Below are 10,803 nucleotides of genomic sequence, written 5' to 3'. Positions count from 1 at the left end.
CATTTTTCTTTTGTCTTCCGGATGGAAGGCAGTTCCCAAAAGGGAATTATTTTTCCCGTTTTGACATGGAGTATGAATTGATCGCATAGGGAATGGGTCAAGGGTTAAAGACGAAAAGTTTTTCGCTTCCGGTTTTGCTCTTAAAGCGAAAAAGTTTTTGGCCCCTTGACCTGTTCCCTCGGCCACTTTGGCTGCAGCAGGAAAGGTTCGGGTGTCCTGCCTGCTGCAGCCTTAGTGGCCGTGCGAATCAATACCATACGGAAGGCAAAAGGGGAAAAATGCCATAATAAAAAGCAGGCGGTAGCCTGCTATCCTTTGGGTTTAAGGTTTTTTGTTTCTAACGGTCTTCGGCTCGTGCGGTGCGGCCTGAAAGGCAAAAAGATCTGGAACCTACGGAATGTAGGCGTAAGCCGTACAGTCCGTGGTTAGCGAGCTTTTTAGCGCCGTAGCGACACATACTCCTGGTTGGCTGCTGTGGACCGATAGGGGAAAAGCTGCTTACCAGGAGTCAGTGCTGCCGCCCACTCTATTTATGTAATTGCCATGATTCCCATATCCATTTAGTGTTAGGTAATTCTTCTTTTATTGTCTTTATAAATAACTCGGCACTTTCTTTACTACTAAATACTTTATATAAATCTAAAAACGAATCAGGTTGTTCAGGGTGAAGTTGAAATACACAATATAAATATCCCGAATGATTATCTTTCTTCTGACCAAGTAATTTAATTGCTTCACTTTTTCTACTTAGCTCATGTTTTAAAAACTTTATTTCTCTTTCTTGCTTGAATTTTTCTTCTCTTAACAACATTACATCTTCACTTAAACGGGCCAAATCATTTAGTTTGTTTCTTATTCGTTTAAACATTTAAACTCTCCATGGTTTCTTATAATTGGTGACTTACATGTTTCCCGCCGCCAGGATCTCTATTTATTCTCGGAATATTTTTCATCTTGTATTTCTTTATTATATTTTTAAGTTTTGCTTCTGGAAGTTCTTGAATACATTGGTTTTCTCCAAGAATTCCATTTTTTCTAAGTTCTTTTAGAGATAATTTAATTTCATCCTCAAATGAAATTACTGCTAATTTTACCCCTTTATCTTTAATACTAACTTTCAAATTCTTCATAAATCCTCCATTAAATGGTATACATGTATACTTAAGGTTTGTTAAAAAAACCTGAAAATTTATCAGGTTATTTGTTTTTTACACTTAGAACATTATATGAGAAAGAAATTTCAATTAAGTTAAATTCAAAGTCTGTACGATTATTAATAAAGTTAGCAATTGCTAATTCAATTACTTCACCTAATGTATCATCTGCATATGTTTGAATAAAATCTCTATAGTTCGGTAAAATTCGGAAATGAATATATTCTCTTACTCCATCCCATTCAAGTCCATTATCTATCATAGTTTGTTTTACTAATTTCATTCTAGGTGAAGAAAGCGATTCGATTAATTCGCTCTTAGGTTTATTAATATTTTGTAGTTCATCTAACATTTTTTCAACTAATATAGCCTTAGTGTAAGTTGGTAATTCTTCAATTTCATTTGATTCAAATAACCTATTAATAAGAGCATCTGATAAACCTGTTCTTTTACCAAAAACATCTACGCAAGACTCAAATAGAATTTTGTATAGACGATATATTCGATACGATTTAGGATCATGTAGATTCCTAGTCGACTTTTCAGTCATTATGTATTCTCCCCCTCAACCTCCAATCCCTTGATTCTCTTTGATTTTTAAGATACACCTTAAGTATACATGTATTCTTGCATGTCATTCAATAAAAATCGAGGAATTGTATAAAAAAAATAACACTTAATAGTAGATTAAATTATTTTCCATAATCATCATACAATATAATTATAACTTATCAATCATTATCATGTAAAAAGCCTAAATTTTACAATCAAAAGTTGACAAGTTAAAAAAGAAAAAGAAGGATAAAATTCCCTTCTTTTTCTTTATTCGATATTTATTGGGGAGAAACCTTCCAGTTTTTATCTTCTTTAGTTAAAGAAACTATATTATCTTTTTCAGAACCATCAGTATAAATTTCTTTATATTTTATTGTGGCCCCTTCGCCTTTAATTTCTTCACTTAAGACTTCTATAGATTCTATAGAACCATTATCAGTTATATCTGCTGCATAAGCATTCATTCCATAACCATTTGATTCCATAGCATTCAGTATATTTGTTGAGATATACTGTTCCATATTTGAATATTCATTATTAGAAGCATGTTCAAAAAGAGATGTTAATGAATCAGAAGGACTTTCGGACTCATTTTCTTTTTTGGAACTTTCCTTCCCACATGCAGTAAGAATAGTCATCACTAAAAAAAATAGTATTAGTTTTTTCAATTCTTTTTCCCTCCTTTTTCCTCATAACATAATATCATTTAGGTAAATATCATCTCTTATGAAGATCTAAAGAAGTCAAAAGCTCCATATATGTCGTCTATTATCTCAATAGGAACCTGATCTACTTTTGTGACACCATTTTTCCATTTTGCCACAAATATAAATTGAGCACTTCCATTTTGAAGCTTCCTTTTTGTATCGGACATACTAATATCATAAAATTCCCCTGTATAAATCGGGTGAGGATTCTGTAATAAATTAATCGTTTTATCTAAAATACTTCCGTTAATTTGAGAACCTATAAATTGAACTGTAACATAATCAATTGGATGATCCGTCACTGCTGCAGATAGTATAAACTTCTCGCCAGAGAAAAATTGATTTTCTGAGCTACCTAGTTGTTCATGAATTAATCTCCACTTATCTGTATGTTCAACCTTACCAGCGATTTTTAAAGGAGTTACTGAAAACTCTAAAGTAGATTGAGCACTTTCTCCATGTTCATCTGTTACTATTGCACGGAAGTTATATTCCCTTGGTTCTAAATTATCTAGTCCCTTATTTAAAGTAGTTCTAGCAATAACGTTAGATTTAGTATATATTTGCGTCCAATTGCTTCCGTTTTGCATTTCAAGGGTTACGGTAAGCCTGTCATTATCCTCATCCTCAGGATTCATTATAATGTTCACACTATCCCCTTCAAAAAGGCTATGTGGTGAATAATCTAAGGAAATACTCGGTATGGTGTTAACTAACATGCTTTTATCTACCTTATTATCATCTTCATTAGTTTCCTCAATATCATCTCCACTATCTACAAAAGCTTGAAAATCTCTAGAATCTCCTGAATGTGCAGCAGTAAAGTTTAAATAAACTGTTCTTGCCTTATTAGGTTCAATTGAGGTTGTTGTAACCTCAGCAATTGATTCCTTTTCTTCTGATAATAAAACCTTGTGTTCTGGAACAACTATTTCACTCTCATTTAAATAAGTTACTTTTGCCTTGTAGGTTTTTCCTTTTACTAAATGCTTTTGTTCCTTTTCGTTAGAATCAACAAAAACTATACTTTGTGCTTTTAAATTCACATAATTGATTGTCTTGTTAATACTAACTTCATTATCTAGTTCATTTGTTTCTTGAATTAAATTAGATGAATCAATTTTGGCTTTAAATACTTTTTTTCCTGTATTATCAGCTGTGAACGCTATGTTATGTGTCCTTTTATTGCCCTTTTCTAAACTATTTGCTTCCGTCTCTTTTAATAATTTATCATCTTCGTATAAAGCAATTTTATGCTTTTCTGCCCTTAGTTCCCCTGTATTAGAGTAAGTTATTTCAGCTTGATATTGTTTACCTTTAATCAAGGTATTTACTACATTACCTCTTAGATCTTTTATCACAATATCATCTGCAGTTAAGTTAGATGAATAAGAAGTACCTTCATATTCTACATATACCTTCCACTTATCTGAATATTGATAATCCACATAATCAGGTAAATCTACAGTAGCTTGGTAATCTTGTTTGTACTTATATAAGTTGATTCTAACCTCGTAATCAATCCAAACACCCCGACGATATTTGTTAAGTCTTCCACTTTCAGACCTCCACCAATACTCTCCATCACTTTTAACAAGTTTATTGGCATATGAAGTCCCTTTTTTGGCCCAATCATCAGCATTTACTACTTTCGATTCATCCCAGCCATAATCAACTAATTTCCAATCATACATACCTAACAGAAATGGATCACCATAAAAACTGTCTGGTGCATCACCAGGTTTTTTATCCGTCCATTTACCAGCATAATAAGTCTCACTATCATTGGACATAAATCCTAGATATCTATTATTATCTTTATCATAGTTATCAGCTCTACCTTCGGATCTATATTCAAACCAATCAACCTTATGGTCTGATTCTTTTAATCCACCTGATTTCTTCAATGTATAACTTACATTTTTTCCACTTGGTTCATCGAAATAACTTCCTTTCACGGAAGTTGGAGAACTCACTTCATCTTTATTGTTAACCCAATTACTTGTCCAATCATCCTTAAAAGTTTTGGTTCTATCTTTTACCCATTGATCCTTTTTATTTTGTGGAACTAGCTTAATTCTTGTTGCTTTTAGTGTTCCGCTATAACCATTTTCGTTATATGTAATTGTTTCAGGGTAATCACCATACTCTGGATTAGGGTAATCAGTCCAGATTTCATTTTGATACTTTATTTTATTATCAATTTCACCTTGGTATTGTAAAACTGTTACTTTTTGACTTGCAGAAGCAGTTTCTTGATAAGAAGGTATAGTATTTAACAAAATTAAAAGTATAAATACTAAAGAGACAATCTTTTTGAAAAGCTTCATATAATCCTCCTTTAACCGATTACCAAGTTACCATTACTTTGCTTCCATTTTTCATTGCCTGGACACCATTCACTTTAGCAACACCAGCATTTTCTAGAGCTTGATCTATAGCTGCTCTAATATTTGCTGCATTTCCACCTAAAGCTGCAGCCCCTTTAATTCCAGCTTCCTTATGTCCAATTGAATCTATAAGTAAACTTGAATGCGAGACAGATGCTACTTTAGAACCGCCACTCATGATAGCTACTGCACCACTAACATCTTTTACGTCATATCCACCTGGCAATGCTTTTAACACTTGTTGAGCTGTAGCACTAATTGAAGGTGTTGACGGTTTACTTTCAGTTGGTTTTTCTTCTGCTGGTTTTTCCGGCTTAGTTTCAGCTGGTTTACTTGGTTTAGTTTCAGCTGGTTTTTCTTCTGCTGGTTTTGATGTTGATGGAGTTGACGGCTTAGATGTTGAAGGCTTGCTGCTAGATGCATTATTTGAATTTGATGGTTTGTTTTGAGAACTTGAACTTGGTTTACTTGTTGATGTATTTGAACTTGTTTTATTACTATTGCTTGTTGAGCTTGTTTTGTTTGTTGAACTAGATTTATTACTACTTGATGAATCAGACTTAGAGCTACTAGTCGAATTTGATTTGTTAGAACTTGATGAATTACTGCTACTTGTTTTTACAGAACTTTTAGAATCTGCACTATTACTAGTTTGTGCTGCAGCTGTTTTTACTGTTTTTGAATCACTTGTTTTAGAATCATCCTCATTTTTAGTATTCTCATCTTTAGTCTCTTTTTCTTTGTCCTCCTTAGACTTTTCTTCTTCTTTTTCTTTGTTCTCCTTTTCCTCTTTTTCTTTTTCTTCTACTTTGGCTTTCTCTTCTTCATCTGTCTTCTTGGCTGCTACTTCACTTTCCGCATTACTCTTTGAAGAAGAATCATCCTCTGCAGCACCACAACCGCTTAAAATCAAAGATAAAATCCCTACACTTACTAAAATTTTCTTCATTAATGTTTCCCCCAGTCATTTTATTATCTATACACCAAGTATACATGTATACTTGGTGATAGTCAATCTCACTTTATATATCGTCCAACTAAAAAAAGCTTTTTAGAAAAATTTTCTAAAAAGCTTTAAAATAATTTATTGGGTCTACTGGCTCATTGTTTATTCTTATTTCAAAGTGAAGGTGTGCTCCTGTGGAATCCCCTGTACTCCCTATAGCTCCTACTACATCACCAGCGCTTACAGCTTGTCCAGTTTCCACATTAACTGAATTTAAATGTCCATATCTAGACTGAACACCATTTGAATGATTAATTATTACAACATTCCCATATCCATTCATTTCACCAGCATATAATACTTCTCCATCTAATGTACTAACGGCTGGTTTATTTTCAACACCGGCTGCTGCTATATCTATACCAGCATGTAGTTTTATTTCGCCAGTTATTGGGTGAGATCTAGTACCAAAGGTTGAAGTTATATTATTTGTAAACGGAACAGGCCAATACATACCATTTTCCGCTATCTTCTGTTCTATATCATCAGTCGCTAAAAGACTTGAAATACTAGAGTTTAAAGAACGGGTGTTAGTTGTCCCTTCCTTTAATTTATAAGTATAGGAACCTAGTTTCCGTATTGTCTTTTCTCCTGCATTAAAGTATTTATTTGACTTCGTTTCTACTATAGCAAATACAGAAGGTCCCAAAAATATATCTTCAACGTCATAAGTTGGATGTTTATACTTTAAAGGAAAAGTTGAATTAGAATCATCGAAAATCTCAAATGTTAATATTTTATAATCACCAGCTACCATTCCAGTATTCTTTTGAAAAGTATTATTAAAGGCTTCCTTCGCCTTATCCTTATCAATTACAAAATCACCATTAGACATTTCTTCCGGATCAATTTGTAATGCAGCATCATGCGCCGCTACCTCAATATCTTCTTTTAGATATTTACTGGATCTCGCATAAACAGATATATTAGCACTTTGTACCATTGAAAAAATCATCACTAAAATAATTGCGAATACACGTATAAAATCATACATATACTATCACCTATACTCGCTCATAATATATTTTTCTTTTGTAAAAGGTTTATCGTTACTAAATTGGAACATCTCTAAAACATTGGTTTGAGGTTTCGGTACTGTAATAGAAATCCTCATTTCTTCTCCCCTTGCTGTGAGTGTTTCCGTCCCTTTAACTTCTATGCTATCTCTATCATAGTGATGTAGTTCAACAAGATAATCCTTTATTTGATTATATATTTCATTATCGTACCTACCTTGAAGCGCTGCTTCTTTCTGACCTTCATATAAAGCTAAAGTAATAGTTTCTTCTACCATACTAGCATTCTGTATTAAAGGGCCTTGAAAAGTGGTTAACACGACTAAAGGCAAACACAATAGAAAAACTAGAAATTTTTCCATACAACCCTCCTGCTTCTCTATTACATTATTTCCTATAAAATAAGCCATTGAGGTAATCTTATCTCAATGGCTTATTTATGGGTTATTCTACATTTGTTCCGTCAATAACTTCCGTAGTTTGTTGTGTTTTACCACCGATTGAGTCAGTCATGTCGCCTTGGAACATGTTAACAAAGATAAAACAAGCAAGTACGATAAACAATAGTGCAGCTACGAACTTTTCCATGAGTACCACTCACCCCCTTAAAATGGATTTGTTGTTACTGAATCTTTAGTCATTTCTAACATTAAATAAAGTAGCCATATAAAAACCATGACCGATGCTAAAGCGTAATAAGTAAAATATGCTGTTTTTCTTTTCCCTGAATTTTGGAGTTGTTGCTCATAATATTGATAAGAGAATACTTCGGATTCTGCTTCAATGATTTTCAAAGCTTCCTCCTTACTTGTTTTATCTAGCCGGTATAAAATATCTCCTATCGCTTCTGCACTTTCTCCACCAATCATGGATGTAAAAACTTCCTTTGCTTGAAAAGGATCAGCTTTCCATAAACTAAGGAATTTATTAACAGGAACATTTATGTAATCAAACATTGAAGCTGAATCTTTCAATATTCCATAAACATTCACTTGTTGATTTGGACTAAGGGATACTAACTCGGCTTTTAACATGTCAAACAAGTTAAAAAGCTCAATGATTTTCTTTCGATTAGCCATATCAACTAGTTTATTTAGCATTATTGCTGCTGGCGCATATTTTATTGTTGTCATTGTTGCAAAGAAAGCTACTGCAGGAATGATTACCAGTGTATTTGAAAGCGTCCCGTTAATTAATGGGAACAAACAATAGTTAATCACTAATATAGTTATTATTACTGCTCTAATAGCTTCATATTTGGCTGCTGTTAATCCAATTGGATTTCCGGCTGCCTTAAGCTTCTTATCCAATTCCGAAGTATTGGCATGTTTAACAAACTTCTTTTTTTGTTCTGCGATTTGTTTTTGTATTTTCGTCCTATGTTTATCTCTTTCTTCTTGGGAACTTAGCCCCCGATAAACAATAAAAGATGCTGATAAAACTAGTAAGAGATAAACAGTATATTTAATGACTGAAAAGATTAAATCAAAAGTTATGTAAATCCCTCCTTTCTATTTCGAGTATACATGTATACCTTATATTTTTCAATACATTTAAGAACTTTTTTCCATTATAAATCTGATCTTGGTTTACTTAATAAAAAGGCTGTGAGTGCTGATGAAATGGCCATAACAAGACAAATGGCAAATAAAGTAATAGGTGTCTTTTGGAAAAAGTAATACCATACATCCCTTCCAGAAGAAAACTGCATCATCATGTAGAAACATATCGGTAACATTACAATAGGTAGATAACCCATAAATACCGTTTCCATTTTATCTGTCTTTTCTTTTTCCATATCTTGCTTTCTCTTTTTTATATCATCTTGAAGACTTCTCAATGAAATTGATATATCAGCATTTTCTAAATGTGCTTTTTCCAACAACTTAGAGAATCGCTTTGCTGGAGTTGAATTAATGGTATAGGCAAAAATTTTAACGGCTTTTTTAAATTCTTCTTCTGTGCGTTCTTTTTGTAAGGCGCTCAATAGCTTCATAAGGATCTTTTTCATGGTATTATTTTTAGTCTCTTTTGAAGTATTGAATACCGTATAATAAATGTCTCGATTAGATACCTGGTAGTTTTGTAATAAGACGTTAGACATTTCATAGAATGCAATAGATGTTCTTATCCTTAAGTTAATGAGTAAAAATCGCATTAACAAGTAAGGGATTATTGCAAAAATCACACTAAGCAATAGGGCTACAATTAGCTCTTGCAAGAAAACAAATAAGAATATAAACGAAACAACGAAAATGATACACGTTAGAAAGAAAAAGTTAAAAACTTGGTTTCTTCCATGTTTTTTTTGCAAACTAGATAAGGTTAACTCAATATGTTCATATAGTTTGGAATGTGACTCATCCTCGTATTCCGTATTATTTAAATCTTTTAACCTTTTTATTGCTCGTTTTCGTTTTAATTTCTTAATTTCTGTTTCAATATAATCTGATAAAAAGGGAACTCCTACAAGCAACCAGAGCCCATAAACAAATAAGGAATACCCTATTATTTTAAAGACTAATTCTATAATCACTTTATCCCTCCTTAAAAATACAAGGGAAGATAGTTTCGCCTGCTATGGGTGCTGCTTCACTTTGCTTCTTAAGATGCTCAATTACACATTCACCTAATTGTTTATCCACTGAAAATATACGTTCCTTCAATCCCTGCGATATTTCGGCATTGTACGTCCAGCTATCAGTATCAGGTTCATATTTCACCAGATAATTTATCCAAGCAGAATCAGTATTTACGTCATAACACAATTCATATATTGAGGTAAGCCGTTTTTTGTTATTTTCTTTCGATTCCATCGTAAAACCTAAATCTAATTGCTGTGCTATTCTTCTAACCTCATTCGCTTCCTTTCTAGCAGGAAACTCATCTGTAATATGTCTTGCTAATTGGATTGGGGTATTTTGAGGATCAGTAATATGATAAGTCATTAGTAATCCCCTAGTACCCCTTTCCGTACCGGAAATTGCTCCTTCGGCTTCGATTCCACGAACCTCTTGAACTATGACGAAATCATGATCTACACGCAAAGCAGTTCGGATTACATCCTGAATCCGGCCATTTGTAGTATAAAAATCATGTACTAACCTATCCGGAAACTCCAATTTTAAAAAGCTCTCTCTACTCGTCTCGATAAGTACAGCAACTTTTTTCGGATCTCTTTCTGCATATATAGTTTTTAGAAATGTTGATTTTCCTGATTCAACTGGCCCAGCTACAATGGTATTAAGATTAGCCTTTGATAAAGCTTTAAGCAACGGTATGTCTTCTTCTGCAATTGTTCCTCTTTCTGCCTGTTCAACAAATGAGAACTTATTGACTATGAATCTACGAAATATAATTGTTGGTCTTAAGGCCCTTGGCGGCACTAAAACTGTTACACGGCTGCCATCCTCCATATCAAATTCAGCATGTGGATGTGACTCATTTATTACTAATCCAGGATGGTACACTTGGAGTGCCCTTATAATCTCTTTAATATGGTTTTCATCTCGTAATTTTTCATCCTGTCTAATGAACTGGCCCTTAATCTTAAACCATTGTTCATCCCCCTGAATAACTGCAGAAGGTGAGTCAGGAAACATATTCCACTTATAAAAAGCTCCAAATCTATATATTTCTTGAAAACAACCATTAGCTAAATTTTTATAGTACTCAGGAAAATTTGTACCCGATAGATTTTCTTCTCTTAGGTATGCTTCAATTTCTCCTATCAATATTTTTTCAGCATCAACATTCCCTTGAATTGCTCGATGCTCTAATTCCTGTCGTTTTTCTTTCTCCTTTGATGTTAGTCGGTCACTATCATACATTGTGTTGAAATGTTCCCTTACTTTCATCCAAACTTCTTGAAAGGAGTTAGTGTTTTTTTCTTTTTTATGATTTAGCTGTTGCACACCGTTTTCTACTAAATAATCATTTATATCAAATACAGCAGCTGAACTCGTTTGTGTCATA

13 protein-coding genes are annotated in these 10,803 nt (G+C 33.3%); all 13 read right to left on the bottom strand.

What is annotated here, in order from left to right; genetic code table 11:
* A partial coding sequence (locus MKX82_RS30240) for a hypothetical protein (RefSeq protein WP_341082321.1) occupies positions 1–186 on the bottom strand: 186 nt, incomplete at its 3' end.
* Between the two features lie 340 nt (positions 187–526).
* Positions 527–868 (bottom strand): hypothetical protein, encoded by a 342-nt coding sequence (locus tag MKX82_RS30235; RefSeq protein WP_341082320.1) that lies wholly within the window; start codon positions 866–868, stop codon positions 527–529.
* 19 nt (positions 869–887) lie between these two features.
* Entirely contained in the window at positions 888–1,130 is a 243-nt protein-coding gene (locus MKX82_RS30230; RefSeq protein ID WP_341082319.1) for a hypothetical protein, read from the bottom strand.
* A 67-nt stretch (positions 1,131–1,197) separates the two neighbouring features.
* The gene (locus tag MKX82_RS30225; protein WP_251647395.1) at positions 1,198–1,704 is read right to left on the bottom strand and encodes a hypothetical protein; all 507 of its coding nucleotides are present in this window, start codon (positions 1,702–1,704) and stop codon (positions 1,198–1,200) included.
* A 283-nt stretch (positions 1,705–1,987) separates the two neighbouring features.
* The gene (locus MKX82_RS30220) at positions 1,988–2,377 is read right to left on the bottom strand and encodes a DUF4878 domain-containing protein (RefSeq protein WP_251647397.1); all 390 of its coding nucleotides are present in this window, start codon (positions 2,375–2,377) and stop codon (positions 1,988–1,990) included.
* Positions 2,378–2,433: 56 nt separating this feature from the next.
* The gene (locus MKX82_RS30215; RefSeq protein ID WP_285308675.1) at positions 2,434–4,746 is read right to left on the bottom strand and encodes a CARDB domain-containing protein; all 2,313 of its coding nucleotides are present in this window, start codon (positions 4,744–4,746) and stop codon (positions 2,434–2,436) included.
* Between the two features lie 19 nt (positions 4,747–4,765).
* Positions 4,766–5,755 carry a hypothetical protein gene (locus tag MKX82_RS30210; protein WP_285308674.1) on the bottom strand — a complete coding sequence of 330 codons (990 nt, stop codon included), beginning with the start codon at positions 5,753–5,755 and terminating at the stop codon, positions 4,766–4,768.
* A 115-nt stretch (positions 5,756–5,870) separates the two neighbouring features.
* Complete coding sequence (locus MKX82_RS30205; protein ID WP_251647403.1) at positions 5,871–6,806, bottom strand: M23 family metallopeptidase; 936 nt, start codon at positions 6,804–6,806, stop codon at positions 5,871–5,873.
* 6 nt (positions 6,807–6,812) lie between these two features.
* Entirely contained in the window at positions 6,813–7,190 is a 378-nt protein-coding gene (locus tag MKX82_RS30200; protein WP_251647405.1) for a hypothetical protein, read from the bottom strand.
* Between the two features lie 82 nt (positions 7,191–7,272).
* Entirely contained in the window at positions 7,273–7,416 is a 144-nt protein-coding gene (locus MKX82_RS30195; protein ID WP_251647407.1) for a hypothetical protein, read from the bottom strand.
* Positions 7,417–7,433: 17 nt separating this feature from the next.
* Positions 7,434–8,138, bottom strand: a complete 705-nt coding sequence (locus MKX82_RS30190; protein WP_251647409.1) for a hypothetical protein — start codon at positions 8,136–8,138, stop codon at positions 7,434–7,436.
* 260 nt (positions 8,139–8,398) lie between these two features.
* Positions 8,399–9,364, bottom strand: coding sequence for a hypothetical protein (locus MKX82_RS30185; RefSeq protein ID WP_251647411.1), 966 nt, complete (start codon positions 9,362–9,364; stop codon positions 8,399–8,401).
* A 1-nt stretch (position 9,365) separates the two neighbouring features.
* Positions 9,366–10,802, bottom strand: a complete 1,437-nt coding sequence (locus MKX82_RS30180) for an ATPase, T2SS/T4P/T4SS family (protein ID WP_341082318.1) — start codon at positions 10,800–10,802, stop codon at positions 9,366–9,368.
* Position 10,803 lies beyond the last annotated feature (1 nt).

The sequence above is a fragment of the Niallia sp. FSL R7-0271 genome, assembly GCF_038005785.1.
Classification (GTDB): Bacteria; Bacillota; Bacilli; order Bacillales; family Cytobacillaceae; genus Niallia.
Note: the sequence above shows the minus strand (reverse complement) of the source record. Positions and strands in the feature narration are given on the sequence as shown.

Coding starts and splice junctions, on each gene's coding strand:
- MKX82_RS30235 (WP_341082320.1), bottom strand. CDS start 868: ATGTTTAAACGAATAAGAAACAAACTAAATGATTTGGCCCGTTTAAGT.
- MKX82_RS30230 (WP_341082319.1), bottom strand. CDS start 1,130: ATGAAGAATTTGAAAGTTAGTATTAAAGATAAAGGGGTAAAATTAGCA.
- MKX82_RS30225 (WP_251647395.1), bottom strand. CDS start 1,704: ATGACTGAAAAGTCGACTAGGAATCTACATGATCCTAAATCGTATCGA.
- MKX82_RS30215 (WP_285308675.1), bottom strand. CDS start 4,746: ATGAAGCTTTTCAAAAAGATTGTCTCTTTAGTATTTATACTTTTAATT.
- MKX82_RS30210 (WP_285308674.1), bottom strand. CDS start 5,755: ATGAAGAAAATTTTAGTAAGTGTAGGGATTTTATCTTTGATTTTAAGC.
- MKX82_RS30205 (WP_251647403.1), bottom strand. CDS start 6,806: ATGTATGATTTTATACGTGTATTCGCAATTATTTTAGTGATGATTTTT.
- MKX82_RS30200 (WP_251647405.1), bottom strand. CDS start 7,190: ATGGAAAAATTTCTAGTTTTTCTATTGTGTTTGCCTTTAGTCGTGTTA.
- MKX82_RS30195 (WP_251647407.1), bottom strand. CDS start 7,416: ATGGAAAAGTTCGTAGCTGCACTATTGTTTATCGTACTTGCTTGTTTT.
- MKX82_RS30180 (WP_341082318.1), bottom strand. CDS start 10,802: ATGACACAAACGAGTTCAGCTGCTGTATTTGATATAAATGATTATTTA.